Origin of the sequence: Rhodanobacter sp. Root627 (assembly GCF_001427835.1) — a bacterium.
In the GTDB taxonomy this organism is placed as follows: Bacteria; Pseudomonadota; Gammaproteobacteria; order Xanthomonadales; family Rhodanobacteraceae; genus Rhodanobacter; species Rhodanobacter ginsenosidimutans.
Genome location: NZ_LMGW01000001.1, coordinates 923,517 through 948,252, shown reverse-complemented (window position 1 = coordinate 948,252; position 24,736 = coordinate 923,517). Strand labels below are relative to the sequence as shown.

25 protein-coding genes are annotated in these 24,736 nt (G+C 64.3%); 14 read left to right on the top strand and 11 right to left on the bottom strand.

The genetic code is table 11. The annotated features are described in order from the left end of the window. Positions 1 to 11: 11 nt before the first annotated feature. Complete coding sequence (locus tag ASD68_RS04520) at positions 12 to 890, top strand: universal stress protein (RefSeq protein ID WP_056603903.1); 879 nt, start codon at positions 12 to 14, stop codon at positions 888 to 890. A 182-nt stretch (positions 891 to 1,072) separates the two neighbouring features. On the opposite strand, the gene maiA is transcribed toward ASD68_RS04520, so the two are convergent. After that, on the bottom strand, positions 1,073 to 1,729 hold the full coding sequence (gene maiA, locus ASD68_RS04515) for a maleylacetoacetate isomerase (protein WP_056603901.1): 657 nt from the start codon (positions 1,727 to 1,729) through the stop codon (positions 1,073 to 1,075). Positions 1,730 to 1,861: 132 nt separating this feature from the next. Here maiA and ASD68_RS04510 point away from each other — a divergent pair, with 132 nt between their 5' ends. The 3 genes from ASD68_RS04510 (at position 1,862) to ASD68_RS16775 (ending at position 4,045) form a co-directional block, all read left to right on the top strand. Then, positions 1,862 to 3,040, top strand: coding sequence for a phosphoglycerate kinase (locus tag ASD68_RS04510; RefSeq protein WP_056603898.1), 1,179 nt, complete (start codon positions 1,862 to 1,864; stop codon positions 3,038 to 3,040). Continuing rightward, complete coding sequence (locus ASD68_RS04505) at positions 3,040 to 3,705, top strand: HAD hydrolase-like protein (protein WP_056603895.1); 666 nt, start codon at positions 3,040 to 3,042, stop codon at positions 3,703 to 3,705. The genes ASD68_RS04510 and ASD68_RS04505 overlap by 1 nt, the downstream gene beginning before the upstream one ends. Before the next feature lie 94 nt (positions 3,706 to 3,799). Beyond that, entirely contained in the window at positions 3,800 to 4,045 is a 246-nt protein-coding gene (locus tag ASD68_RS16775) for a hypothetical protein (RefSeq protein WP_156458333.1), read from the top strand. Between the two features lie 67 nt (positions 4,046 to 4,112). On the opposite strand, the gene mfd is transcribed toward ASD68_RS16775, so the two are convergent. Then, positions 4,113 to 7,583, bottom strand: a complete 3,471-nt coding sequence (mfd, locus tag ASD68_RS04500; RefSeq protein WP_056603893.1) for a transcription-repair coupling factor — start codon at positions 7,581 to 7,583, stop codon at positions 4,113 to 4,115. A gap of 133 nt (positions 7,584 to 7,716) precedes the next feature. Further along, a complete protein-coding gene (locus tag ASD68_RS04495) occupies positions 7,717 to 8,985 on the bottom strand; it encodes an ectonucleotide pyrophosphatase/phosphodiesterase (protein ID WP_056603890.1) in 1,269 nt (422 codons plus the stop codon). 58 nt (positions 8,986 to 9,043) lie between these two features. Between ASD68_RS04495 and ASD68_RS04490 the strand changes: the two genes are divergently transcribed. Then, positions 9,044 to 9,487 (top strand): hypothetical protein, encoded by a 444-nt coding sequence (locus ASD68_RS04490; RefSeq protein ID WP_235578630.1) that lies wholly within the window; start codon positions 9,044 to 9,046, stop codon positions 9,485 to 9,487. A gap of 118 nt (positions 9,488 to 9,605) precedes the next feature. Here ASD68_RS04490 and ASD68_RS04485 read toward each other — a convergent pair whose 3' ends face one another. The 5 genes from ASD68_RS04485 to ASD68_RS04465 all read right to left on the bottom strand — a co-directional run bounded on the left by ASD68_RS04485 (position 9,606) and on the right by ASD68_RS04465 (position 13,247). After that, entirely contained in the window at positions 9,606 to 10,133 is a 528-nt protein-coding gene (locus ASD68_RS04485; RefSeq protein ID WP_056603885.1) for a methylated-DNA--[protein]-cysteine S-methyltransferase, read from the bottom strand. Next, a complete protein-coding gene (locus tag ASD68_RS04480) occupies positions 10,130 to 11,632 on the bottom strand; it encodes an AlkA N-terminal domain-containing protein (RefSeq protein WP_056603882.1) in 1,503 nt (500 codons plus the stop codon). The genes ASD68_RS04485 and ASD68_RS04480 overlap by 4 nt, the downstream gene beginning before the upstream one ends. Positions 11,633 to 11,696: 64 nt before the next feature. Continuing rightward, positions 11,697 to 12,092: a response regulator gene (locus ASD68_RS04475; protein ID WP_082545942.1), complete on the bottom strand. Its 396-nt coding sequence runs from the start codon at positions 12,090 to 12,092 to the stop codon at positions 11,697 to 11,699. 80 nt (positions 12,093 to 12,172) lie between these two features. Continuing rightward, the gene (locus tag ASD68_RS04470; RefSeq protein ID WP_162245059.1) at positions 12,173 to 12,562 is read right to left on the bottom strand and encodes a response regulator; all 390 of its coding nucleotides are present in this window, start codon (positions 12,560 to 12,562) and stop codon (positions 12,173 to 12,175) included. Next, positions 12,513 to 13,247 (bottom strand): sensor histidine kinase, encoded by a 735-nt coding sequence (locus tag ASD68_RS04465; protein WP_056603876.1) that lies wholly within the window; start codon positions 13,245 to 13,247, stop codon positions 12,513 to 12,515. Before ASD68_RS04465 ends, ASD68_RS04470 begins: the two co-directional genes overlap by 50 nt. 137 nt (positions 13,248 to 13,384) lie before the next feature. On the opposite strand from ASD68_RS04465, the gene hutU reads away from it, so the two are divergent. From hutU to ASD68_RS04440, 8 genes are all read left to right on the top strand, one after another. Further along, positions 13,385 to 15,055: a urocanate hydratase gene (hutU, locus tag ASD68_RS04460; RefSeq protein ID WP_056603873.1), complete on the top strand. Its 1,671-nt coding sequence runs from the start codon at positions 13,385 to 13,387 to the stop codon at positions 15,053 to 15,055. A gap of 69 nt (positions 15,056 to 15,124) precedes the next feature. Further along, positions 15,125 to 15,439 (top strand): hypothetical protein, encoded by a 315-nt coding sequence (locus ASD68_RS04455; protein ID WP_056603870.1) that lies wholly within the window; start codon positions 15,125 to 15,127, stop codon positions 15,437 to 15,439. Beyond that, a complete protein-coding gene (locus ASD68_RS17465; RefSeq protein ID WP_056603867.1) occupies positions 15,436 to 15,747 on the top strand; it encodes a helix-turn-helix domain-containing protein in 312 nt (103 codons plus the stop codon). The genes ASD68_RS04455 and ASD68_RS17465 overlap by 4 nt, the downstream gene beginning before the upstream one ends. A 21-nt stretch (positions 15,748 to 15,768) precedes the next feature. Continuing rightward, positions 15,769 to 15,933 carry a hypothetical protein gene (locus tag ASD68_RS16520; RefSeq protein WP_082545940.1) on the top strand — a complete coding sequence of 55 codons (165 nt, stop codon included), beginning with the start codon at positions 15,769 to 15,771 and terminating at the stop codon, positions 15,931 to 15,933. Between the two features lie 258 nt (positions 15,934 to 16,191). Next, on the top strand, positions 16,192 to 17,637 hold the full coding sequence (locus ASD68_RS16515; protein ID WP_082545939.1) for an AAA family ATPase: 1,446 nt from the start codon (positions 16,192 to 16,194) through the stop codon (positions 17,635 to 17,637). 357 nt (positions 17,638 to 17,994) lie between these two features. Further along, positions 17,995 to 18,723 carry a hypothetical protein gene (locus ASD68_RS04445; RefSeq protein WP_156458332.1) on the top strand — a complete coding sequence of 243 codons (729 nt, stop codon included), beginning with the start codon at positions 17,995 to 17,997 and terminating at the stop codon, positions 18,721 to 18,723. A 191-nt stretch (positions 18,724 to 18,914) separates the two neighbouring features. Further along, complete coding sequence (locus ASD68_RS17460) at positions 18,915 to 19,205, top strand: DUF3761 domain-containing protein (protein WP_082545938.1); 291 nt, start codon at positions 18,915 to 18,917, stop codon at positions 19,203 to 19,205. Positions 19,206 to 19,454: 249 nt separating this feature from the next. Next, positions 19,455 to 20,063, top strand: coding sequence for a YceI family protein (locus ASD68_RS04440; protein ID WP_056603861.1), 609 nt, complete (start codon positions 19,455 to 19,457; stop codon positions 20,061 to 20,063). A gap of 80 nt (positions 20,064 to 20,143) precedes the next feature. Here the strand turns inward: ASD68_RS04440 and ASD68_RS04435 are convergent, their stop codons facing one another. Together ASD68_RS04435 and ASD68_RS04430 are read right to left on the bottom strand one after the other, a co-directional pair. After that, positions 20,144 to 20,758, bottom strand: coding sequence for a cytochrome b (locus tag ASD68_RS04435; RefSeq protein ID WP_056603857.1), 615 nt, complete (start codon positions 20,756 to 20,758; stop codon positions 20,144 to 20,146). Beyond that, positions 20,755 to 21,837: a catalase family peroxidase gene (locus ASD68_RS04430; protein WP_056605173.1), complete on the bottom strand. Its 1,083-nt coding sequence runs from the start codon at positions 21,835 to 21,837 to the stop codon at positions 20,755 to 20,757. Before ASD68_RS04430 ends, ASD68_RS04435 begins: the two co-directional genes overlap by 4 nt. A gap of 208 nt (positions 21,838 to 22,045) precedes the next feature. Here ASD68_RS04430 and ASD68_RS04425 point away from each other — a divergent pair, with 208 nt between their 5' ends. Continuing rightward, positions 22,046 to 22,471 (top strand): Sbal_3080 family lipoprotein, encoded by a 426-nt coding sequence (locus ASD68_RS04425; RefSeq protein WP_056079230.1) that lies wholly within the window; start codon positions 22,046 to 22,048, stop codon positions 22,469 to 22,471. A gap of 570 nt (positions 22,472 to 23,041) precedes the next feature. On the opposite strand, the gene ASD68_RS04420 is transcribed toward ASD68_RS04425, so the two are convergent. Beyond that, on the bottom strand, positions 23,042 to 24,682 hold the full coding sequence (locus tag ASD68_RS04420; RefSeq protein ID WP_056603854.1) for an alpha/beta fold hydrolase: 1,641 nt from the start codon (positions 24,680 to 24,682) through the stop codon (positions 23,042 to 23,044). Positions 24,683 to 24,736 lie beyond the last annotated feature (54 nt).

Below are 24,736 nucleotides of genomic sequence, written 5' to 3'. Positions count from 1 at the left end.
GGAGAGCGCGCATGACTGCGATCGCTTCAAGCCTCGCGCCACCGCAAAAAATACTGCTGGCGACCGATCTGCGCAGCCACGGCGACCGCGCCCTGGATCGCGCCGCGCAACTGGCGCAACAGTGGCAGGTGCCGCTGCATGTCGTGCACGTGCAGTCGTGTCCCGCCGAGGACGAGTTGTCGCCGATCAGCCAGCCGTCGTGGCGACAGGGCTACTCCAGCCCGGTCCTGGTGGAGCGACAGATCCGCCGTGATCTGCGCCAGGAGATCGCCGGCCTCACCATCCACGTGGCCGATGGCAACCCGGCCGACGCCATTCTCGACACCGCCGTGCAACAGGGCTGCGACCTGATCGTGCTGGGCGCGTCCGAACCGTCGTCACCGAGTGCGCTGGGGCGCGTTACCGAGCAACTGCTGCGCAAGTCGCCGGCTTCGTTGCTGGTGGTCAAGAGCCGGCCGCACGATGCCTACGCCAACGTGGTGGTCGGTACCGATTTCACCGCGGAATCCCGCTTTGGCCTGACCACCGCCGCCAAGTGGTTTCCCGCGGCTCGGCTGGCGTTGATGCACGTGCTGGATATCCCGTACACCTCGTTGTGGCTGGATGCGGAACACAGCAGCGACCTGGCCCGCATGGAAATGGCCACGATGCGATCATTCCTGGACGACACGCCGCTTGCCGCCGACGTGAAGGAGCGCGTCGTGCCCCTGATCGAACATGGCCACCCGGAAATCGTGCTGCGCGACCATGTGATGCGGGAAGAGGCGGATCTGGTGGTGATCAGCGCCTTCCGCCGCGGCCTGGCCTTTCATCTGTTGGTGGGCGGCACCTCGCGGCGCATTGTGCCGGCGGTGCCCAGTGATGTGTTGCTGGTGCGGGCGCAACAATGATGTCGCTCCCCGGTTGAGTTGCCCGAAGATCTGACGGATTTCGCTCCCCCCGCTCGCGGGGGGAGCTGCCCGGAGGGCTGAGGGGGGCGCTTTTCACGGCGCAGAGCAAGAGCGCCCTCATCCGCCCTGTCGGGCACCTTCTCCCGCGAGCGGGAGAAGGGATCACGTGGGGTTTTGCGTTTCTAGACAGCGTCCGGCTGCATTTCCGGCGCGGCCTGCTGGAACGCCTCCAGCTCGTTGCAGGCGGCGTGGATGCGTTGCAGCGTGGGGTAGTTTTCCAGCGGCAGCTTCCAGCGCAAGGCGTTGTAGAACTGGGGCACCAGGCAGGCGTCGGCCAGGCCCGGCGTGTCGCCGTGGCAGAAGCGGCCGGTGGCGGGGTTGTCGGCCAACATGGCTTCCAGCGCATCGAACCCTGTCGCGATCCAGTGCCGCGACCATTCCGCGCGTTGCACGTCGTCGGCACCGAACTGCGCTTCCAGGCGCTGCAGCACGCGCAGGTTGCCCAGCGGATGGATGTCGCAGGCCACTGCCATCGCCAGCTCGCGCACCCGTGCGCGGCCGCGGCTGTCGGCCGGCAGCAGGGCCGGTTCGGGGAAGGTCTCGTCCAGGTATTCCATGATCGCCAGCGACTGGGTGATCGCGCGGTCACCGTCGAGCAGGCAGGGGATCAGTTGCTGCGGGTTCAAGGCGCGGTAATCGGCGCCGTGCTGCTCGCCGCCGTCGCGCAACAGGTGCAGCGGCTTGTAGTGGTAATCCAGCGCCTTGAGGTTCAGCGCGATGCGTACGCGGTAGACGGCGCTGGAGCGCCAGTAACCGTACAGGGTCAGGGTAGGGCTCAAGGCTCGGCTCCTGCGGGTGGTCCGGAAGGGTGCCCCGGTTTGCGTCAGCGCGGGCCGCGCCGGACAATAGGCGGTTCCTGCCCGGCCGCCCTGGTCCGGGCGGTCGTCCAAACATATCACTGGAGTCCTGCCGTGTCCGTCACCCGCATGAGCGATCTTGATCTGCGCGACAAGCGCGTATTGATCCGCGAAGACCTGAACGTGCCGATCGACAACGGCCACATCACCTCCACCCAGCGCCTCGACGCCGCCCTGCCCACGATCCGCGCCGCCCGCGATGCCGGTGCCAAGGTGCTGGTGCTGTCGCACCTGGGGCGCCCGAAGGAAGGCCAGTTCGATGCCGAGTCCTCGCTGGCGCCGGTGGCCGCCTGGCTGGGCGAGCAGCTCGGCACGCCGGTACGGCTGGTGGCCGATTACCTCGACGGCGTCGAGGTCGCCAGCGGCGAGGTGGTGGTACTGGAAAACTGCCGCATGAACGTGGGCGAGGGCAAGGACGACGACGCGCTGGCGCAGAAATATGCCGCGCTGTGCGACATCTTCGTGATGGACGCGTTCGGCACCGCGCATCGCGCGCAGGCTTCCACCCATGGCGTGATCAAGTTTGCCCCGGTCGCCGCGGCCGGCCCGTTGCTGTCGGCCGAACTGGACGCGCTGGGCAAGGCGCTGGAGCAACCCGCGCGGCCGCTGCTGGCGATCGTGGCCGGCTCCAAGGTATCGACCAAGCTGACCTTGCTCGACAACCTCATCGGCAAGGTCGACCAGCTCATCGTGGGCGGCGGCATCGCCAACACCTTCATCGCGGCGATGGGTTTGCCGATCGGCAATTCGCTGTACGAAGCCGATCTGATCGACGCCGCCAAGAAAGTGCTGGCCGACGCCAAGGCCCGCGGCGCCGAAGTGCCGATGCCGGTCGACGTGGTGGTGGCGCCCACGTTCTCCGCGCAGGCGCCGGCCACGGTGAAGGCGGTCGATGAGGTGCACGATGACGAGATGATCCTGGACATCGGCCCGCGCACCGCGCAGATGTACGCCGAGCTGATCGCCAAGGCCGGCACGGTGGTGTGGAACGGTCCGGTCGGTGTGTTCGAGTTCGACGCGTTCGGCAAGGGCACCGAAACCCTGGCGCGCGCCATCGCCGCCTCGCCGGCGTTCTCGATCGCCGGCGGCGGCGACACGCTGGCCGCGGTGGACAAGTACGGCATCGCCGATGACGTCTCCTACATCTCCACCGGCGGCGGCGCGTTCCTGGAATTCCTGGAAGGCAAGGAGCTGCCGGCGGTCACCGCCCTGAAGGCGCGGGCGTCGGAATAATGCTTTGCCTGTTCGACCTCGATGGCACCCTGATCGATTCGGAGCTGGGCATCTTCAGCTGCATCCGCCATGCGCTGGTGCAGATGCAGGTGCCCGCACCCGCGCCCGAGGCCTTGCGTGACTGGATCGGTCCGCCGCTGCACCAGGGCTTCGCCGCGCTGATGGACAACGATGCGGCGAAAGTCACTGCTGCCATCGGCCATTACCACGACCGCTTCACCGCCATCGGCTGGCGCGAGCACGCCGTGTATCCGGGCCTGGAGCAGTTGATAGAAGGACTGCAGGCGGCTGGCCATCAACTGGCGGTGGTCACCAGCAAGCCGCGGCTGCACGCGTTGCCGATCGTGGAAAGCCTGCCGTTCGGCGCGGCTTTCCAGCATGTGTATGGCCCGGAGCCGGGCAATCCGCATTGCGAGAAGGCATCGATGATCGCCGCCGCGCTGGCCGATTTCCAGACGGCGCCCGAACATGCGGTGATGATCGGCGACCGCCGTTTCGACATCGAAGGCGCGGTGGCGAACCGGGTGCGCGGGTTTGGCGTGCTGTGGGGTTTTGGCAGCCGCGAGGAGTTGACGTTGGCCGGGGCGACTGCCATCGCCAATGATCCGGGTGAGCTGGCCGGGTTTATCAATGAAGCCGCGGCAGCTCTGGCGGCTGATGCTTAGGGTGCGCTGATCGAGGCTCGCGCGTTGTCCTGGTGAAACAGGCCATTGCCGTCATCCCAGCGAAAGCTGGGATCCAGCGACTCCCGGTCACTGCATGAAGGCACTGGATTCCAGCTTTCGCTGGAATGACGGCTTGTTCGGACCACGCTTCAACCCGGCCTCCGCGCGCCCAACGTCACCAACAATTCCTGCGCAGCACGCACGCGCTCCGTCGCGCCCGCAGATCCATGATGATCTTCAGCTTGTCCTGCCCATCCAGCTTGTAGATGCGCGGCTGGCGCTGGATATTGCCGTCATCCCAGCGAAAGCTGGGATCCAGCGACTTCCGGGCACTGCATGAAGGCACTGGATTCCAGCTTTCGCTCGAATGACGAGCAAAAAGCAGGCGCTCACTCCTTGGCCGCGCTTCAACCCGGCCTCCGCGCGCCCAACGTCACCAACAATTCCTGCGCAGCACGCACGCGCTCCGTCGCGCCCGGCAGATCCATGATGATCTTCAGCTTGTCCTGGCCATCCAGCTTGTAGATGCGCGGCTGGCGCTGGATCAGGTTGATGATGGTCATCGGGTTGATCTCGGGCTTCTCGCGGAACACGATGCGCCCGCCGGCGGCGCCCAGATCTAGCTTGCGGATGCCCAGCGGCGTGGCCATCAGTTTCAGCGTGGCCACTGCGAACAACTGCTTGGCCGGCGGCGGCAGCAAGCCGAAACGATCGATCATCTCCACCTGCAGGTCGCGCAGGTCGGCCTCATTGCGCGCGCTGGCGATGCGCTTGTACAGCGTCAGGCGGGTGTGCACGTCGGGCAGGTAGTCGTCGGGGATCAGCACCGGCAGGTGCAGTTCCACTTCGGTCTCGTGTTCGCTGCTCAAGTCGAAGTCGGGCACCTTGCCGGATTTCAGCGCGCGCACCGCGCGGTCCAGCAGCTCGGTGTAGAGGCCGAAGCCGATTTCCTGGATCTGGCCGGATTGTTCATCGCCCAGCAGTTCGCCGGCACCGCGGATCTCGAGGTCGTGCGTGGCCAGGGTGAAGCCCGCACCCAGTTCCTCCAGCGAGGCCAGCGCTTCCAGCCGCTTCTGCGCATCGGCGGTGATCGACTTGCGATCAGGCACCACCAGGTAGGCGTAGGCGCGGTGATGCGAGCGGCCCACGCGGCCGCGCAACTGATGCAGCTGCGCCAGGCCGAAACGATCGGCGCGGTCGATGATGATGGTGTTGGCGGTGGGGATGTCGATACCGGTTTCAATGATGGTGGTGCAGGCCAGCACGTTGAAGCGCTGGCGGTGGAAATCCGCCATCACGCTTTCCAGCTCGCGCTCGGGCATCTGGCCGTGGGCGATTCGGATACGCGCCTCGGGCACCAGTTCCTCCAGCTCGCGCACGGTGCGCTCTATGCTCTGCACCTCGTTGTGCAGGAAGTACACCTGGCCGCCGCGCGACAGCTCGCGTTGCAGTGCCTCGCGGATGGTGGCCGGGTCCCATGCCGCGATGAAGGTGCGCACGGCGGTGCGGTGGGCAGGCGGGGTGGCGATCAACGAAAGGTCGCGCAGGCCGGCCATGGCCATGTTGAGCGTGCGCGGGATCGGCGTGGCGGTCATCGTCAGCAGGTCGACTTCGGCGCGCAGCTTTTTCAGCTGCTCTTTCTGGCGCACGCCGAAACGCTGCTCCTCGTCCACGATCACCAGGCCGAGATTCTTGAACTTCACGTCGGGCATCAGCAGCTTGTGCGTGCCCACGATCACATCGATCTGGCCGTCGGCCAGGCGCTTCAGCGCCTCGTTCACTTCCTTGCTGGACTTGAAGCGCGACAGCACGTCCACGCGTACCGGCCAATCGGCGAAACGGTCGGCGAAATTACGGTAATGCTGCTGCGCCAGCAGCGTGGTGGGCACCAGCACGGCCACCTGGCGGCCCGCGGTGGCGGCAGCGAATGCGGCGCGCAGGGCCACCTCGGTCTTGCCGAAACCCACGTCGCCACAGATCACCCGGTCCATCGCGCGCGGTGCGGCCAGGTCGTTCAGCACGGCTTCGATCGCGCTTTCCTGGTCGGGCGTTTCCTCGAACGGAAAGCCGCGGCCGAACTCTTCCACCATCTGCCGATCGATCGGCATCGACTCGCCGCCGCGCGCCTCGCGCTGGGCGTAGATCGCCAGCAGCTCGGCCGCCACGTCGCGTACTTTCTCGGCGGCCTTCTTGCGCGCGCGCTCCCACGCATCGCCGCCCAGCGAATGCAGAGGGGCCAACTCCGGCGCGGTGCCGGAGTAGCGGCTGACCAGGCCCAGTTGCGCCACGGGCACGTAGAGCTTGTCGCCCTTGGCGTATTCGATGGTGAGGAACTCGCCATCCATACCGCCCACATCCATCGACACCAGGCCCTGGTAGCGGCCCACGCCGTGATCGACGTGCACGATCGGCGCGCCGATGGTGAGTTCGGTGAGATCGCGGATGATGCTTTCCGGATCGCGCGCGGTGCCGCGGCGGCGCTTGCGGTCGCGCTCGCTGCGCACGCGCTCGCCATAGAGCTCGCGTTCGGTGAGCACGGTGATCTGCGGCTTGGTGAGCGCGAAACCCTGCTCAAGCCCGGCAATGGTGATGGCGAACTTGATTCCCTCTGCTGCTTCCTGGGGGAGGAGAAAGTCAGGCCAGCTCTCCACGTTCTGCGGCTTCAGCCCTGCTGCCGCCAGCGTTTCGATCAAGGCCTCGCGCCTACCTGCCGAATCCGCGGCGATCAGCACACGCCCCGGATAGCTGGCCAGAAAATGCCGCAGCGAGGTGCCGGGCTCTTCGCCCTTGCGGTTCAGCGGCAGCTCCGGCGCAGGCTGGGTGCCTACGGCCACGGCGTGCTCGTGGCCGGGTTCCACCACTTCCACCCGCAACCGCTTGTTGAGTTGCGCGCGCCATTGCTCCGGCGGCAGGTACAGCTCCGCCGGTGGCAGCACCGGGCGCTCGATGTCGTGGGCGCGCTGGTCGTAGCGCTCGGCGGTCTGCGCCCAGAACTGGTCGGCCGCTTCGCCCGCGCCTTCGCCCAGCACGAACAGCGCATCGTCGGCGAGATAGTCGAACAGCGTGGCGGTTTGCTCGAAGAACAGCGGCAGGTAGTACTCGATGCCGCCGGGTGTGACGCCTTCCTTGATGTCCTGGTACAGCGGGCAGCGGCGCACGTCGATCGGGAAGCGCTCGCGCAGGTTGCTGCGGAATGACTTGGCCGATTCCTCGGTGAGCGGGAATTCGCGCGCGGGCAGCAGCTCGATCTTTTCCACCTGCTGTTGCGAGCGCTGGCTTTCGGGATCGAAGCTGCGGATCGACTCCACTTCGTCATCGAACAACTCGATGCGGTAGGGCGTGTCGCTGCCCATCGGGTAGATGTCGATCAGCGCGCCACGTACCGCGAAATCACCCGGCTCGGCGACCTGCGGCACGTGCCGGTAGCCGGAGGCTTCCAGCCGTCGCTGCTCGTGCGCCAGGTCCAGTTTCTGGCCCTTGTCCAAGACCAGGCCCGCGCCGGTGATGTGACTGCGCGGGGCGATCCGCTGCATCAGCGTGGCCACCGGCACCACCAGCACGCCGCGCTGGATGCTGGGCAACCGGTATAGCGTGGCGATGCGCTGCGACACGATCTCCGGATGCGGGCTGAACGCGTCGTAGGGCAGGGTTTCCCAGTCGGGGAAATGCAGCACGGGCAAGCCGCTGCTGAACACGCGCAGCTCGTCTTCCAGCGCGCGGGCGCGTTGGGTGTCGCGCGTCACCGCGACCACCAGCCCCGGATGCGCACGGGCGGTTTCCGCGATCAGCAGCGCGCGCGCCGAGCCATCCGGTGGCGACCAGTAGCGGCGCTGTTTCGGGGTGGTGGGCAGGGGCGGGTGCGGCAGGGATTTCGACATAGGGCAATCTTGCCGTTGCGGAAGCGTGCCCCGCGCCATGGCGTCGGCGGGCACGGTCGCCGGCGGCGATGACGTGGAGACAAGCGGGCAAGTGTAACTTGCGGGAAGGTGGGTGGCGGCCGTTCCCCGGGTATCAGCGTGACGCCGGACGCAGCATGTCCTCCACCGCCGTGTAATCACCATCGTTTGGCAGCGCGGGGATACCCAGCAGGCGTGCCATCAGCGGATAGACATCCACGTTCGCGAACGGGGCCACGGTGAGGCCCGCGCGAAAATCCGGCCCGTGCGCCACGAACAGCGCCTGCATGGCGGGCGCCGCATTGTCGTAGCCATGCTCGCCCACGCTGACGCGGCCCTTGTGGCTGGTCATGTACGCCGTGGTGGTGATGCGCCAACCCACGTGCGCCGAACACAGCAGTTGCGGCACACGGGCGTTGTGGCCGTAGGCGAGGCGCGCCGGTACGCGGGTCTTGTCCCAGCAATCCATGTTCGGCTGCGGTTGCTCCAGTTTCTTCTCGATGCGGGTGAACGCGGCCTGCGCGGCGGGCGAATCGGACAACGGATTGAAGCCGGCCAGCACGCCCAGGCTCACCGTCTGTACCTGATCCAGCGGGATCAGCTTGTCGATCAGCACGCTGTTCTGCAGCGGCACGCTGGCCATGCCGTGGTCGGACAGCACGATCAGGTTGATGCGGTTGAACAGGCCGCGCTGCCGCAAACCCTTCACCAGCCGTGCCAGCGCGGCGTCGGTTTGGCGCAGCGCGTCGTCCACCTGCGGTGAATCCGGGCCGTGATGATGGCCGGCGTGGTCGACGCCATCGAAATACAAGGTGAGAAAACCAGGCCGCTGGTCTGCGGGCAGATCCAGCCATGCCAACACCTGATCCACGCGCTGGTCGGGTGTGACGGCGCCGTCGTACGGCTTCCAGTAATCCGGATGGTGGCCGTGGATATCCGCTTCCGAACCGGGCCAGAACATGGTGGCGGTGCGCAGGCCGTGGCGGTCGGCAGTCTCCCAGATCGGCGTGCCCTGATCCCACCAGCGGCCGTCGCTCACCGCCCGCCGGTTGCCCAGCGAAAACTTGCCCAGTCGCGCATCGAACATGGTGTTGTTGACCACGCCGTGGTGATCGGGACGCAGGCCGGTGACCAGCGTGTAGTGGTTGGGAAACGTCAGCGACGGAAACGAGGGCTGCATCGATTGCGCCCGCACGCCGTCGCGCGCCAGCATCGCCAGGGTGGGGCTCAAGCCTCGCGTGAGGTAGTCGGGACGGTAGCCGTCGATCGAGATCAGCAGGAGCGGATGCGTGCTGGCGGTTTTGCCCGCGCTGGGCGGCTGCGTGGCGCAGCCGGCGCCGAGCGCCAGCAGCAACGCGCACAGCAGGCGAAACAGGATGTTCATGTGCAATGCCTGAAAATGGAGCGGAATGATTCCTCCATGATCGCGCAGATGCATGACCATGACATGGCTACGCACACGTTTTGACGCACGTATCCGCTGGCTCGCCGGCCTCAGCCTGGCGTTGCCGCTTGGCATTGCGTTGGCCGCGCCGCAACAATCCGTGCAGCGCAAACCCGCCACGCCGCCGGTGCCGAAAACCGCGCCGCCGCTGCGGGTGGCACCCATCCCGCCGCGGCCCAATCTGCAATTCCAGCAGCAGGTGCAGCAACAGCAACTGCGCAAGGAATTCCAGCAAAGCCAGCTGCGCGGACAACTGCAGCAAGGTGTGTCGGACGTGGCCAGGCAACCCTATGCGAACAATCCGTCCGCCGGCCGGCAGTTCGACCGTGCGGACGATGCACGGCGCGACCGTGACCGCGCCCAGCAGCAAAGCCTGATCGATCGCTACTGGGGCGTGCCGGTGCAGCCGCCGGCACCGGCGCCGGCAAATAGCGGCGGGTGAAAGCCTGCACTTTTTGTAGGAGCGGCTTCAGCCGCGACGCTTTTTGCACCTGCTGACACCAGAGCAAGAGCATCGCGGCTGAAGCCGCTCCTACAGGGATTGCGCAGACAAACAGAAACTACGCGAACAAGTCGCCAGCCGGCGCCGCGTGTTCGTGATCCAGTAGCAGGCGCTTGATTTCCAGGCCGCCGCTGAAGCCGGTGAGGCTGCCGTCGCGGCCGATGACGCGGTGACACGGCACGATGATTGGCAACGGGTTGCGGCCGTTCGCGGCGCCTACCGCCCGCATCGCGCGGGGCCGGCCGATGCGATGGGCCAGGTCCGCGTAGCTGATGGTGACGCCGTAGGGGATGCGTGCCAGTTCCTCCCACACCTCAAGCTGAAACGGCGTGCCTATCGGGTGCAGCGGCAGGTCGAACTGGCGGCGTTTACCGGCGAAGTATTCCGTCAGCTGGGCGCGGGCGATAGCGATCGGTGCCGAGGCGTGCGCCGCGGTCACCTGAATCCAGTGCGGCGGGATGACCAGCGGATCACGCTCGTGCTCGAACCAGATGCCGCGCAGGCCATCGGCGTCCGCCACCAGTTGCAGGCGGCCGACCGGGCTCGCCATTTCGTCGTGGTGAATCGTGTCGGTCGGGGTTTTCATGGGGTCTTCTCCGATTTCTTCGAGCGCGGTGCGGGCGGTGCATCCGCCGTGCCGCGCCACAGGTGGATCACGGTGTACGCGCGCCAGGGCCGCCACGCTTCGGCGCGCTGGCTGAGCGCCTTCGTGCTCAGCGGGGTCGGGTCGGTGGTGGCGACACGGCGCAGGATCAGGTCGGCAGCGGGGAATGCGTCCGGTTCGCTCAATGCGCGCATGGCCATGTAGTGCGCCGTCCATTCGCCGATGCCGGGCAGGGCGACCCAGCGGGCCACGAATTCATCCAGCGACTGATCCGCGCGAAAGTCCACGCGTCCGTCCAGCAGGGCCTGCGCCATGCCACGCACGGTGGCGGCGCGCGCGGTGGTGAGGCCGACTTCGCGCAGTTCCGCCTGCGCCAGCACTTCCGGCGTCGGGAACAATCGCTCCAGCCCCGGCATCGGCGCCTCGGCCAGGGGCTGGCCCCAGCGCTGCACGATGCGTGTGGCCAGCGTGCGCGCCGCCGCCACGCTGATCTGCTGGCCCAGGATCGCGCGCACCGCTATCTCGAAACCGTCCCAGCCGCCGGGCAGGCGCAGGCCCGGCCGGCGTGCCAGCAGCGGACCGAGGATGGCGTCATCGCGGAACGTATCGGCGATGGCCTGCGGATTCGCGTCCAGGTCGAACATCCGTCGCAGCGTGGTCACCACGCCGAGCAACTGGCTCGATTGCGGGCAATGCAATTGCAGCCGCAGCGCATGCTCGCCCGGCCACGCACTGAGCCGCAGCCAGCCCGGCGCATCCGCAGGGCCGAACACACGCGCATAGCTGTCGTCATCCACGCGCTCCACGCCGGGCATGGCGCGCGTGCGCAGGAATGCCAGCAGCTCGCCGAACGCGTACGGCGGCCGGTAGCCCAGCCGCAGCACCAGCGCATCGCCGGCAGCCGCGCGCGGGTGGCGGCGCAGTTCGCGTGGCGCGATGCGGTTCGCCTGGGCGAACGCCGCGTTGAAACGGCGCAGGCTGCGGAATCCCGACGCCAGCGCCACCTCGGTCACCGGCAACGCGGTTTCCGTCAGCAATTGTTTCGCGAACAACAGCCGTCGCGTGGTGTGCACGCTGATCGGCGGCGCACCCACGCGCTCGACGAACAGCCGTCGCAACTGGCGCGCCCCGACGCCGACGTGGGTGGCCAGTTGCGGCAGCGAGCTTTCCTCCAGCGCACCGCTTTCGATCAGCTTCAGCGCACGCGCCACCACGTGGTCGCCGCGCTGCCATTGATCGTTGCCCGGCGAAAGCTCCGGCCGGCAGCGCAGGCAGGGGCGGAACCCGGCCGCTTCGGCGGCGGCTGCATTCGCGTAGTAACGCACGTTCGCCCGCTTCGGCACGGGTGCCGGGCATACGGGCCGGCAATAGATGCCGGTGCTGCTGACCGCGGTGAAAAACAGCCCGTCGAAACGCGCGTCGCGGCTGAGCCGGGCCTGTTCGCAGATATGCGGGTCGGGCAGGGATGAAGTGATGTCCATGTGCGCAGGCTAGCACTGCGCTGCGGCGCGAACTCGCCGTTTTCGGACATCAATGCATCGCGGTTCAGTCGCGTGAATCGCCCGAGGATTCGCGCACGGATTGGGCACCGCAGGCGACGTCGATCGCGCGGCGCAGTTCGCGCGTCGTATACGGTTTGGAGATCGCCGGCATCGACATGTAACGGGGTGGGATGTCCTGGCGCGATTGGCAGCTGGCGATGATGCAGGGGATGCCGCGTTGCGCCAGGCAGTCCAGCAGCGGGTAGGCCATCACGCCTTGCAGTTGCAGGTCGACCACCGCGAAATCGCAGTTTTCCGTGCGCGCCGCTTCCATGGCCTGATCAAGTGCGGCAATGCAGCGGACGACCGTGCAGCCCAATCGGCCGAGTACGTCCGCTAGCGTCCCGGCGAGGAGAAAATCATCCTCGAACACCATCACTCGCAATCCTGCGATGTCCATAAGTGCACTCCTGCCGTGCCGGTTTCATCGGTGTCCCCGATGACCAGCATACGCAGCCGAGGAGCGCTCTGCCAGCGCAATCATGTTGCAGCGTGTGGGCCGTTGTCGGAGCCGATCTGGCTCAGGGTCGCCATCAACGTCTTGATGCGGAAGGGCTTTTCCAGCACCGTCAACCCGGCGTACGCGGCCGGAAGCTGACCGGCGCCGTAGCCGGTCAGCACGCAAACCGGTATGTGCCGCGATTTCAGCGAGGGCAACAGCGTTTCGGTGGTGGTTGTTGCCAGGCGGTAATCGATCAGCGCCACGTCCGGCTGCGACGTCCGCAGCAGGCCGATCGCCGCCGGTACGGTCGCGACCGGCCCCAGCACGTGATAGCCGCCATCTTCCAGTGCGGCTTCGAGAGTGGCGGCAACCAGCAGTTCATCCTCCACCACCATGACGACCTGGCCATCGGGATGTGCCGCGTTCATGCTCATGCTCCTGGGGCGCCTGCTGTGGGGGCAGGTGCAGCGTGGCCCGCAATCCTCCATGGGCATAGGTGACAGTGCTGTGACCCTGCAGCTCGTACGCCAGCTGGCGCTCCACCATCAGCATGCCGAAGCCCCGATGTTGCGGCTCGACCACGGGCGGGCCGCCGGATTCCGCCCAGCGGATGTCGATGGCATCGGCCCGGTCGGCGGGGTTTTCCCAGCGCACCTCCACATGCCCGTTCGCGGTGGACAACGCACCGTGTTTCAGCGCGTTCGCCGCCAGTTCGTGGATGACCATGCCCAGCGCCAGGGCCTCGCGCGGGGCGAGGTTCAACGGTGGCCCGTCCAGCGAGAAGCGCGATGGATCGACGTTCGCGGCCAGCGTTTCGCGCACCAGCTCCTGGAACGGCAGGTGCGACCAGCCCGCTTCCGTCAGCAGCTTATAGATGCGCGCCATGGCCTGCAGCCGGTCCTGGAACGCGTCCAGCACGTTCTCATCGACCGCTTTCGCCAGGGTCTGGTTTGCCACGGCGCTGACCACCGCCAGCATGTTGCGCACGCGGTGGTTGAGTTCGCCGATCATGGTCTTGTGTCGCGCGTCGGCGTCGGCCAGTTTCCTGTTCGCCGTCGCCAACGCTTCGTTCGCGATGCGCAGTTCGTCCGCCAATTGCGTCACCGTGGGCATGTCCGGGTTCTCCAATGAGGCGCCCGAGTGTACATAGCACCAGGTGACCGTCGATTCACGTCCGCGCACGCTCGCGGCGGCGGCTCGTGCTTCAGCGCGTGACCTATACTCCATCGTCTTCGTACGGAGGCCCATCGATGAGCGCACCCACCCGCATCGACACCACCCGCGTCATCCGCGCGCCGCGTGGCACCGAGCTCAGCTGCAAGAGTTGGCTCACCGAAGCGCCGTTCCGCATGATCCAGAACAACCTCGACCCGGAGGTGGCGGAGAACCCGGCCGAACTGGTGGTGTACGGCGGCATCGGTCGGGCCGCGCGCAACTGGGAGTGCTTCGACGCGATCCTGAAGTCGCTGCGCGAACTGAACGACGACGAGACCCTGCTGGTGCAGTCCGGCAAGCCGGTCGGCGTGTTCCGCACGCACAGGGACGCGCCGCGCGTGCTGATCGCCAACTCCAACCTGGTGCCGCACTGGGCGACGTGGGAGCACTTCAACGAGCTCGATAAGAAAGGCCTGATGATGTACGGCCAGATGACCGCCGGCTCGTGGATCTACATCGGCTCGCAGGGCATCATCCAGGGCACCTACGAAACCTTCGTCGAGATGGGCCGCCAGCACTACGGAGGCAACCTCAAAGGGAAATGGCTGCTCACCGCCGGCCTCGGCGGCATGGGCGCGGCGCAGCCGCTGGCGGCGTCACTCGCCGGCATGTGCAGCCTCAACATCGAATGCCAGCAGAGCCGCATCGATTTCCGCCTTAAGACCCGCTACGTCGATGAGCAGGCCAGCGACCTCGACGACGCGCTGGCGCGTATCGAGAAATACACGAAAGCGGGCGAGGCGAAATCCATCGCGCTGCTCGGCAATGCCGCCGACATCCTTCCCGAGCTGGTCAGGCGCGGCGTGAAGCCCGACGCCGTCACCGACCAGACCAGCGCGCACGACCCGGTCAACGGCTACCTGCCGCAGGGTTGGACCGTGGAGCAGTGGTTCGAACGCCGCAAGGCCGACCCCGTCGGCACCGCGCGCGCCGCCAAGCTGTCGATGAAAACCCACGTCGACGCGATGCTGGCCTTCCACGCCCAGGGCATTCCCACCTTCGACTACGGCAACAACATCCGACAGATGGCCCAGGACGTCGGCTGCGAAAACGCGTTCGCCTTCCCCGGCTTCGTCCCCGCCTACGTACGCCCGCTGTTCTGCCGCGGCGTCGGCCCGTTCCGCTGGGTGGCACTGTCCGGCGATCCGGAAGACATCTACAAGACCGACGCCAAGGTCAAGGAACTCATCCCCGACGACGAGCACCTGCACCGCTGGCTCGACATGGCAAAGGAGCGCATCAGCTTCCAGGGGTTGCCGGCGCGGATTTGCTGGGTGGGGCTGGGCCTGCGCGACAAGCTGGGCCTGGCGTTCAACGAGATGGTGCGCAACGGCGAGCTAAAGGCGCCGGTGGTGATCGGGCGCGACCATCTCGATTCGGGCTCCGTCGCCTCACCGAACCGCGAAACCGAATCCATGCAGGACGGCAGCGACGCCGTCAGTGACTGGCCGCTGCTCAACGCGATGCTCAACGTCGCGGGCGGCGCCACCTGGGTGTCGCTGCACCACGGCGGCGGAGTAGGGATGGGCTACTCCCAGCATTCCGGCCTGGTGATTGTCTGCGATGGTACGAAGGAAGCGGACGAGCGGATTGCGCGAGTGCTGTGGAACGATCCGGGCACCGGTGTGATGCGGCATGCGGATGCGGGGTATGAGATTGCTGTCGATTGCGCGAAGGAGCAGGGGTTGAAGTTGCCGATGGTTTGATCGTCACGAACCAGTTTGCGGGCTATACGGCATTGCCGTATAGTTCCGACATGCGGAAAGGAGTCTGCCATGTACGAGTTCATCGAATCGTCCGTGTTCGCGAAATACGTGCATGACTACCTCACGGAAGAGGAGTACGCCGGCTTGCAGTGGTACCTGTCCAGCCATCCCGATGCTGGCGACGTCATTCCCGCATCGGGCGGTTGCCGCAAGCTCCGGTGGGGCGCCTATGACAAGGGCAAGCGTGGCGGTGTACGCGTGATCTACTACGGCGTGACTGAGCAAGGCCACATTTGGTTGCTGGCGATCTACGCCAAGTCACGACAGGCGAACTTGCCGGCAAACGTCATCCGATTGCTCAAGGAGCAGGTGGTGAAACCATGAAGAAGTTGAGCAAGGCAATCTTCGAACGGGACGCGAAGCGCGATATCGGGCAGGAAGTCCTGCAGGCCATTCGCGAGATCAAGGCCGGCGGCGGCCGGCGCTTTACCGTGCAAGTGACGGAAGCCACCGAGGCGCGGCTCAAGCTCGGGCTGTCCCAGGCTGACTTTGCCGCGATGCTGGGCGTCTCCGCCCGCACCTTGCAGGATTGGGAGCAGGGCAGGCGCGAGCCGAGCGGTGCGGCGAAGGCGCTGTTGAAAGTGGCGGTTGCGGCGCCGAAGACGGTGCGCAAGGTGTTGGCGGCGGCGTGATTATATGAACCTGACCCCTTTATGGGGGTGGTGATTGTTTGCGATGGGTCGATTGAGGCGGATGAGCGGATTGGGCGGGTGCTTTGGAATGATCCTGCCTCAGGCATCATGCGGCATGCGGATGCGGGCTATGAGGTGGCGGTGGAGTGTGCGGGAGAGATGAGGTTGAAGTTGCCGATGGTTTGAGTGGGCTGGAATCCCGTCCCTCCTTTATCGCGGTGAAATCACTGGGTTAGGAGAGTAAATCTGATTTACCAACTACGCGTCGGTCGTGGCGGGATGTTCTGTGGGTCAAAAAATTTTAGAATGTCCAGGCGACAGTCGGTGGCGAACTTTTTTTCAGCACCCAGGCCGTGCGCCTATCGATTGATGACGAGTGCTTTTCCGCTGCGTCAATTCCGTAGATAACTTAAGGGGCTCCTTCGGCCAAGACGGGGAAATCGAATGAATACAGGGGAAATCCAGCGGATTCGCGATCAATTCCAGGGCGGTCTATGGCCTCAGTTCCTTGATCGCGTTGACATCAAGGGGCTTCGAGGTTGGCAAGGGCAATCCGTGCAATTCAAATTCCCCGTGACGGCCATCGTTGGCGAGAATGGTGCAGGAAAAAGCACGGTTCTAAAAGTTGCGGCTTCGGCTTATGAGCGAACCAAGGAAACAGGGTATTACCCATCTGATTTTTTCTTAGATACTCATTGGGACACGTTAAGCGAAGTTGAACTTGGATATGCCATAAAACTTGGCGATAATTCGGTCAATTTTAAGATTAAAAAGCCAACCAAGCGATGGAGCTTTCCAGAAAAACGGTATAGCAGGCGCATATTTTGGTTTGACGTCGCGAGAACGCTTCCTTTGGATGCAACAGCAGGGTATGCAAAGGTTGCGCGGCTCGCTGCAGGTGAGATATCGACTGAAGCGCTAAGTGACGAATACCGCTCTAAATTATCTTATATTCTTGGTCGTGAGTATCAAGATGCTAGATTTGCCGCTCCGGATGTAAACGAAAAAAGAACCGTCGGTCTTTTGCGCAGGGAGTTTGGTGAGATATCTCAATTTCATCAAGGCGCAGGTGAGGATACTTCCCTTGATTTGATGCGAGCACTGCAAGCCGTCCCCCAGAATTCTCTCATTATTATCGACGAGGTGGAGGCTTCACTCCATCCAAAGGCGCAGCGGAGGTTAATTAATTTTTTCATCGAGCTGAGTCGTCTGCGCCGTGCTCAGGTTATCGTATCTACGCACAGCCCTTACATCCTTGAGGAGCTTCCGCCCGAGGCGCGCGTCCTGCTTCTTCCGACATCCACTGGCCCAAGCGTGGTCTATGGTGCCAGCCCAGAATTCTCTTTAACTAAGTTAGACGACGTGTCGCATCCAGAGGCTTTCCTCTATGTCGAGGATCCTTTCGCGGAGATATGGGCACGTGAAATTCTAGCGGCGCATCCCGAAGGGGGAGACTTGCTTTCTCACATAAAAATTTCACCAGTAGGTCCATCTAACGTCGTTGCTATGATGGGCAAGCTGGCTTCTGAAGGAAGACTGCCGCAGCCTGGTCTGGGTATTCTAGACGGCGATCAGGAAATGAAGCCTGGTTGCGCCATGTTGCCTGGTGATAAGGCGCCTGAGCGGGTGGTGTTTGAAGACCTGCGACAGGCAAATTGGGGGCAACTCCATGAGAGATTTGGCATTGGGGCTGGCAGTTTACACGCATATTTAGAAGATGCCATGCTCAGCGCTGATTTTCATTCTTGGCCGGAACGGATTGGTGACAAAATTCTTAAGAGCAGGACAAATGTTTGGGAAACTATGGCGACGGAATGGTGTCGCGTCTGCTTGAAGGAAGATGTACGTGATGCCTTTGCTGCGTCTGTGAAGCAGATCCTCCCGGAGTAAAAACAGCATAAAGGGGCATGGCTAATTAAATTCGGAAAAAGGGACGGAGGAAGTTAAGAAAACGGGGGTCAGAGTGCACTTTCTTGAGGCGATCGTTGTGGAAAGTCGACTCTGACCTCTGCTTTTGCGGATATCTCAACCTCAGTGGAACCCCGCCAACAGCTCATCCTTGACCGGGTAGATCTTGGCTTTCGGACCAAATAAAGGCGAAGGCGAAGGGGCAATTAATTCGGGATAATTGCCTCTGCCCCCTTTTTTCCGGTCAACGGGGTCGGATCCACGTAAGTAGGGTGCGGAGTAAACCCACCCACCTCCCTTTCCCGCAAATCGGGTGATAGCCCTACGGAGATTGCCTCTGTGAGTGAGCGGACGCAGGATTTTTTTCATCAGTACCGGGCGATGGACACGCGCATCCTGTTGGCTCGTTACCGCAGCGGCGGCTTGTTGCCGGAAGCGGAGGCCGCATTGTTGGAGGTGCTCGCGGATCGCGGTTACGCCGCGGAAGCGTTGGAAAGGCGCAACGCGGTCGAAATCGCGACGTCAGACCTTGACGAGGTGGACGGGACGCATCGGGTATCAATGGGATCATCGCTCGTGTCGTCATGGCGATGGCTCGTGCGAAAAGTGGGGGTTCTTGCCTTGCGTGCCAAAGAGTGGGCTTGCCTTCGGGAGACCTGGGCGCAGGGCGCCCGGTTCGGCCTGCTTGCCGTGCGCTTGTGGGCGGCACAGTTGGCCACCTTGTTTGGTTTTGGACTCTTCGTGGTAGCGAATGTTTTTTGTGACTCCGGGCCGTTGGAGAAGTGCTTTGAGGCGGGGCTGGGTTTTCTCGCGGTCGGCATGACAGCCGATGCCCTGTTGATACCTGCCATAGTTGCCTTGCTGTTTCCGAAGAAGTGGTTTGCGTTGTATCTCAAGGCACTTCCTGCTCTTTCGCTGGCGGTCTGCGTTGCCGCCATCCACTGGTATCGCGTGCTTCCTTCGGTCTGCGGAAGGGTGGCGAAACTGAGCGCCTTGATCGCGCTCCTCTCTATCGCGTATCTGGTCCTCTCGGGGAAGAAAAGCGCCAGGGTCGAGTACAAGATGTAGCAAGACAGGGGTCCAAGAGCGAAATTAAAGGGGCTATTTAAATTCGATCGTCGCCCGGCGGAGTGAGCTTGCCCCGTCCTTGCCGACAGTTTCAGCCTAAGCGTCCAAGATCCGGGCTTGCCGGATTTTCCAATCGAGTTCTGGCAGGGCTGTTGCTTACCTGGGTAGGTTGAATTGCCCCAGGTCGCTCCATGCTTAGGCTCGTCCCGCTGATTCTCGTGCTTGGCGCCGCTCCCAGCCCGTTGCTGGCGCAGAAGCATGAACCTTCAACGTCACTTACTGCCCCTGTCCGTGTGGCCACGCTTGTGGAGAAGGGAAGCTACACGAACCGTGAGGGGTTCGACGTTCATCGCCCTGCGCATACGACCAATGGAGCGATTCCGTCGGGTGCAACTGCACAGTGTCGGGACGGATCATTCAGCTTCAGCATGAGCCATCGCGGTACCTGTTCTCATCATGGTGGCGTTGCCCGATGGCTTTAGGGGCATGGCAATCAACGATCTCGGAACCCGGGACCAGGTTCACTTTCTGGCCCCGGTTTTTCCCGGTTTCCCAGAGATGACACCATGTGGGTGACCTGCTGAAACAGGATGGGGCGGCATAGGCGTCTTTGCAGGCGCGAAATGTCTTGCCGCGGCGTGTCGATCTGCAGCCTTGCCGTTCGTCGTAACTCTGAAAGTCGACATTCGGTCGGCCACGATCAACCACGTCAACGTCACGGGGAACCCACGATGCGCCTTCTCACGCCCTCACTGCTGATGCTGCTGGCCGCAACCACGGCCATCGCCGGGCCCACGCCGGTGCATTACACCCTTGATCCGGACCACACGTACCCGAGCTTCGAAGCTGATCACATGGGCCTGTCGATCTGGCGCGGCAAGTTCGATCACAGCACCGGCACGGCCACACTCGACACGGCCGGTAAAACGGGAGCGATTGATGTGACCGTCGACATCGCCAGCATCGATTTCGGCAACCCGGCGTTGAACAAGGTAATGCTTGGTGCGAAAGCACCGATGTGCCAGACGGAGTGCGGCACGTTCTTCGTGGAGAAATATCCGACAGCGCACTATCGCGGCAAGCTCACGGATTTTGTTGATGGGGCGCCAACCAAAGCCATCGGTGCATTGACGTTGCGCGGGGTGACCAGGCCGCTGACGCTCACCATCGACAGGTTCAAATGTGTCCCCGATTTCATGCTGAAGCCACGGCTGCGTTGCGGTGCCGATGCGCTGGGCACGTTCGAGCGGGACGAATTCGGACTTGATGGCGGCAAGTCGTTCGGGATGGACATGAAAGTTACCCTCCGCATTCAGGTCGAAGCAGTTCAGGACAAATGACACCTTCCCGATTTGGAAGGGAGAGCGGAGAAAACTGGCCTCAGAGTGAAGTGGCCCAGCTAGCCCCTGCCTCCTTTTCCTCAGTCGTCCGGAGGGGCGGCGGAAAGACGACCAGCGTTGTCGGCATCGACTTCTTCGCCATCACCATCCACCGGCGGTGACGCCGCGGGCAACATCGACGCGAATACCCCATCGCGGCGGATCAGCCCGTGGTAAAGCGCCGCGCCCATGTGCGCCAGGAAGGTGAGGAACAGCAGCATCGCGAACGCAGTGTGCAGGTGGCGCAGCACGGCGAAGGCGACCGGATTGGTGGGGAAGATCGGTGGCAGCCGCAGCGAGTCGCCCAGCATCACCGGATAGCCGCCGGCCGAGAGCATCGCCCAGCCGATCAGCGGCATCGCCAGCATCAGGAAGTACAGCAGCCAGTGCGAGGCCAGCGCCGCGAGTTTCTGCAGCGCGGGCAGGTCGGCCGGCAACGGCGGTGGCGGATGGCGCAGGCGCACCGCCAGCCGGATCACCGCCAACAGCAGGATCGCGATGCCGAGCGGCTTGTGGATGGCGAGCAGCCATTCGTGCCGCGCGGAGACGGTGGCGACCATGCCGACGCCGATGAACAGCATCGCCACGATCATCACCGCCATCAGCCAGTGCAAGGTGCGCGCGGCAAGCGTGAACCGGTCGGGGGTGGCGTTCATCGGCTCGTCTCCGGCTTGGGCGTGGCGGTGCCGGGCAGGTGGGCTTCCTCACTGGTACGGTGCAGGTACGAGTCCGCGTACGCGGCGGAGCGGGCGGGCAACAGCGGATCGTCGGAAGCCTCGATGCCGGCCGGCAGCACCAGCGGGTCATAGTTGATGTCGCGGCACGGGCCGCTGGCCTGCGGCGCGCTGCGTTCCAGCACCAGCGTGCCGGCATCGATCGTGCGGCGGTCGTCCGGCCAGGTCTTTGTCGCGTCGTTGGTCGGGTCGCCCGGATTGGCCAGGGTCACCTGCAACTGCCAGCGTTGCGGGCCGCGAGCGAGACGTTCGGTGAGGTCGGCGGCAAGGTAATCCGCGCCGCCCGGCGTAGTCGCGACGCCGGCATCACTCGCCTCGGGCACCATGCGCCAGCGCACCGGCTGGCGTCGGCCGGCCGCGTCGACGAACACGAAAGCGTTGAGGCCCCAGTAGCTCTCCGTAGCGAAGCTTGCCGATGGCCTGGCCGTTTTCGCCCAGGCGCGGAACGCGGCGGTTTCTGGGTGCGCCGCAAAAAAAGCGGCGATCTTCGCCGGGTCGGGTTTGCCGGTGACCGGGTCCGGTTGCTTCGCCTGCAGTTGCGCGTAAAACGCCTGCGGCGTGGCGACCGGGAACACCGGCATGCTGTTCATTCCAGTACGCCACTGCTGTCCGTTCGCCAGCGCGAAACGCAGCGCCATGCTGCGGATCGGCACGCTGGAATCCGGCGCATACGGATTGCCACCGGGTATCGCGAACCGCCCGACCACCGGCGTGCGTTGCCCCGGCGCGAACACCTGCGCGACGGAATACGTCTGCGCCTGACCGCTGCTGTCGAAGTGGCCGACCACGCACACGCCTTTCGCATGGTTGCGGCGATAGCCGGCGAACGTACCGGCGTCGTGCTGCAACTGGTTCACCAGCTTTTCCGGTGTGAGCCGATGCGGTGCAAGCCAGCCGCCGACGTAGCCGAACGCTATGGCGACAATGACGACGATGCCGATGATCAGGCTCCACGCGCCGATTCGGCGTGGCGGCGTATGGGGTGGTGTGGGATCGTGCATGTTCGACTCCAGGGGCATGTCTGCGAACGTCATTCACTGGCGTTGTCGTGTCGCAAGGCCGCACGAAGGGCGCTGGCTGCGACACGGCTGCTGAGGGGGTATTCGCTCAGCGCATGCGATTCGTTACATGCACCTTGGTGCGGGCCATCCGCAGGGAGAGTGCTGTCGCGCTGCAAGGTGTATCGTCACGCGCTTACAGGGGGAAAACATGAAGAAGATGATTTTTCTGGCGGCGCTTGTCGCCGTTGGCGGCTGCACGTCCGTCAAGGTGAAGCCGGCCCGTTCGGTCTCGCCGGGCACCCAAGTGTGCATCGTCAACAATCCCAAGGTGATTGTTGAGGGCTTTGTGGACGTCGTGCGGGAAGGCTTCAGCCGGCACGGCTTGCCAACCAGGCTGGTGAACGAAAACGAAGCCGCTTCGTGCACGGTGACGTTGACCTACACGGCGCTCCGTTCCTGGGATTTCTCGCCTTATCTGTCACATGCCGAACTCCACTTGTGGAAAGACGGCCTGCAAATCGGATCAGCGGAATATCACCTCAGGGGCAAGGGTGGCCTCTCCCTGGCCAAGTGGCAGGGCGTGAAATCAAAGATGGCCCCTGTCGTCGATCAGTTGCTTGCTGGCGTGCGTTAGACCTGACACCTGATCTGGAGCTGGCGACAGTTCTACCCCGTTCTCGCCGAGCGTAGCCCGCGAAGCGGGCGAAGTCGAAGCGCCGCCAAGTGAGATCTGTCCGTGTCGCCCGCTTCAGCCTTCGGCTTACGCTCAGGACGAACGGCGCTTAAGTAAGCGCCATTCGTTGAAGAAGATCAGGTATTTGCTCATGCCGTGCCTCGCTGTCGTGCAGCCCCAATGGCTGCCAGTGTGTGACCGCGAAACGGCTGTTCCCGATTCGGCACATGAACAAGCGGGGAACTGCGAAAGGGATCCAGTCAAACAAGTAGGGTGCGGAAGTGAAACCTCAGGCTTCGCGCCGAAGTACATTGCGCCCGGCTCTGCCGTGCGGCCGACTGGGGGATTGCGAACATCAGGCACCGCATCATGATCCGCCAGGACCGCCTGCCGTCGATCGACGAGGTGGCTGGAGAAGCACCCAGGCTGATCCCGCACCATCCGCCGAAGCCGTGGAGGCCCCATGTTGCGGGGGCCTCCTTCGTTGGGGTGCAGGAGGGGTGAATCCCTGCGGGATGGAATCAGCAAGCGTCAGGGCGTCAGCGTCCAGCTCACCTGGCGGACATTCGGAGGCGGCGGCAGCCGCCCACCGGCCGCGGGATAGCCGTATTCGTAGCTGCCGCTGTCCTGCATGGCGAAGGAGTGCATCGGCTTGGCCTGGCAAACCAGATCCCTGGCCGGCATGACCCCGAAAGAGAGGTAGGCGGATTCGGCGTTGGTGATGCAGGCGTTGTCGTCGAACATGATGGCGTGCGTGGCGGCGTTGTCGACCAGCACCATCCGCGCGGCAGGTCCGTTCTCAAGACGATTCTTGAGCGCCTCGGCGTACGGCGTCGAGGGGTCGAACTCGTTCTGCACCATCAGGGCATGCACTCGGGTACGCCATTCCAGACCGCGATCGAGCGCCGGACGCCACGGCCAGCGCCGGCACTTGTCCACCAGGTTGGAGGAGCCGATGGCCCAGTACGAGTGCGCGTCCGCGATCTTGCTGGCGATGCTGCGCCGGTCGGTCGAGCCCGAATCGTTGCACTGCAAGACATCGGCCATGGGGTTGAAGCTCGGCAGGTTGCGCAGGTCGGCGAAGGTCATCGCGGCCATCTGCTCGGCATTGGCAATGTGGGCCGGATCGCCATCGAGCGCCGCTGACATGGCACTCAGCGATGGCGACACCATCAGGTCCCAGAAAACCCACATGCCGGTGCCCTGGAGCGAACCCAGTGCCTGGTCCGGCGTCACGCTGCCCATTCGGTGCTCGGATGCGGCCTGGTAGATCCGTCGAAACGTCGTCATGACCTGCATCGGGGTGGTGCCCATGTGGAACTGGTCGTCGTGACGGGCCATGAACGGGATCAGCGCCTGCTGCAGGTTCAACTGGTCCATCGACGCCTGCTGCAACCCTTCTTGCTGCCAGTCCAGGTGCCGCCAGTTCATGTTGCTATCGAGCACGACACGCTCGAAGCGGTCGGGAAACATGCGGTCCGCGTATGCCATCAACCCGGTGCCGCTCGATACGCCGAACAGGTCGGCATGGCGGAAGCCCAGCACGGCACGCACCAGATTCAAGTCACGGGCATGGTTCGGCGTGTTGATGCCCCGCAGGAAGGCGGCGTGCTTTCGCAGGCAGGCGCTGATCGACCGATGCCACCATTCCTGCTGAGCCCGCACGCTGTCGACCGTGGGATTGCGGCTGTCCCCGTCCATGAAGTTTTCGGCGCCGCTGCGTCGGGCGTAGTTGCAGCTCACCTTGGTGCCCAGGCCGTCGGTGATGCCGCGCAGATCGACGCCGACCACCAGGTGATCGACCAGCACCTGCGGCTGCCATTGCTCGAGCATCTCCGCCTGGGATGCGCTGGAGTTGTCCGGACCGCCCGCGTTCACCAGCAACAGGCGGGCGTAGGGCGAGGGATGGAGCGGTTTGGAGATGCCGATGGTGATGTCACCCTGACGTGGATCGGCCCAGTCGACTGGCACCGTGACCAGTGCGCACTGGATGGTGCTGCCGTCGGTGAACAGCGACGGCGGACACGCGCCCCAGTTCACCTGCTGCTGGTAATACCTGGCGTAGGCGGGATCGAGGCTGTGATCGTCGACATCGTGGGCATTGGCCAGCCCCGCGAACACCGCGCAACCGATCAACGCCAACGTGCGCACAGACAACGTAAAGAGCTTCATCCTGGTGCCTCCTTGGAGAGCGTTAGTGGCGGGCGGAACACGTGAACCCGGCGC

Excerpts from the sequence above, each read along its gene's own strand:
- ASD68_RS04480 (WP_056603882.1), bottom strand. The coding sequence starts at position 11,632 with ATGGACATCACTTCATCCCTGCCCGACCCGCATATCTGCGAACAGGCC.
- ASD68_RS04505 (WP_056603895.1), top strand. The coding sequence starts at position 3,040 with ATGCTTTGCCTGTTCGACCTCGATGGCACCCTGATCGATTCGGAGCTG.
- ASD68_RS04470 (WP_162245059.1), bottom strand. The coding sequence starts at position 12,562 with ATGAACGCGGCACATCCCGATGGCCAGGTCGTCATGGTGGTGGAGGAT.
- mfd (WP_056603893.1), bottom strand. The coding sequence starts at position 7,583 with ATGTCGAAATCCCTGCCGCACCCGCCCCTGCCCACCACCCCGAAACAG.
- ASD68_RS04495 (WP_056603890.1), bottom strand. The coding sequence starts at position 8,985 with ATGAACATCCTGTTTCGCCTGCTGTGCGCGTTGCTGCTGGCGCTCGGC.
- ASD68_RS04430 (WP_056605173.1), bottom strand. The coding sequence starts at position 21,837 with ATGCACGATCCCACACCACCCCATACGCCGCCACGCCGAATCGGCGCG.
- ASD68_RS04490 (WP_235578630.1), top strand. The coding sequence starts at position 9,044 with ATGACATGGCTACGCACACGTTTTGACGCACGTATCCGCTGGCTCGCC.
- ASD68_RS04520 (WP_056603903.1), top strand. The coding sequence starts at position 12 with ATGACTGCGATCGCTTCAAGCCTCGCGCCACCGCAAAAAATACTGCTG.
- hutU (WP_056603873.1), top strand. The coding sequence starts at position 13,385 with ATGAGCGCACCCACCCGCATCGACACCACCCGCGTCATCCGCGCGCCG.
- ASD68_RS04455 (WP_056603870.1), top strand. The coding sequence starts at position 15,125 with ATGTACGAGTTCATCGAATCGTCCGTGTTCGCGAAATACGTGCATGAC.
- ASD68_RS04435 (WP_056603857.1), bottom strand. The coding sequence starts at position 20,758 with ATGAACGCCACCCCCGACCGGTTCACGCTTGCCGCGCGCACCTTGCAC.
- ASD68_RS04465 (WP_056603876.1), bottom strand. The coding sequence starts at position 13,247 with ATGCCCACGGTGACGCAATTGGCGGACGAACTGCGCATCGCGAACGAA.
- ASD68_RS04485 (WP_056603885.1), bottom strand. The coding sequence starts at position 10,133 with ATGAAAACCCCGACCGACACGATTCACCACGACGAAATGGCGAGCCCG.
- ASD68_RS04420 (WP_056603854.1), bottom strand. The coding sequence starts at position 24,682 with ATGAAGCTCTTTACGTTGTCTGTGCGCACGTTGGCGTTGATCGGTTGC.
- ASD68_RS04425 (WP_056079230.1), top strand. The coding sequence starts at position 22,046 with ATGAAGAAGATGATTTTTCTGGCGGCGCTTGTCGCCGTTGGCGGCTGC.
- ASD68_RS04440 (WP_056603861.1), top strand. The coding sequence starts at position 19,455 with ATGCGCCTTCTCACGCCCTCACTGCTGATGCTGCTGGCCGCAACCACG.
- ASD68_RS17465 (WP_056603867.1), top strand. The coding sequence starts at position 15,436 with ATGAAGAAGTTGAGCAAGGCAATCTTCGAACGGGACGCGAAGCGCGAT.
- ASD68_RS16775 (WP_156458333.1), top strand. The coding sequence starts at position 3,800 with ATGAAGGCACTGGATTCCAGCTTTCGCTGGAATGACGGCTTGTTCGGA.
- ASD68_RS04475 (WP_082545942.1), bottom strand. The coding sequence starts at position 12,092 with ATGGACATCGCAGGATTGCGAGTGATGGTGTTCGAGGATGATTTTCTC.
- ASD68_RS16515 (WP_082545939.1), top strand. The coding sequence starts at position 16,192 with ATGAATACAGGGGAAATCCAGCGGATTCGCGATCAATTCCAGGGCGGT.
- ASD68_RS16520 (WP_082545940.1), top strand. The coding sequence starts at position 15,769 with ATGGGGGTGGTGATTGTTTGCGATGGGTCGATTGAGGCGGATGAGCGG.
- ASD68_RS17460 (WP_082545938.1), top strand. The coding sequence starts at position 18,915 with ATGCTTAGGCTCGTCCCGCTGATTCTCGTGCTTGGCGCCGCTCCCAGC.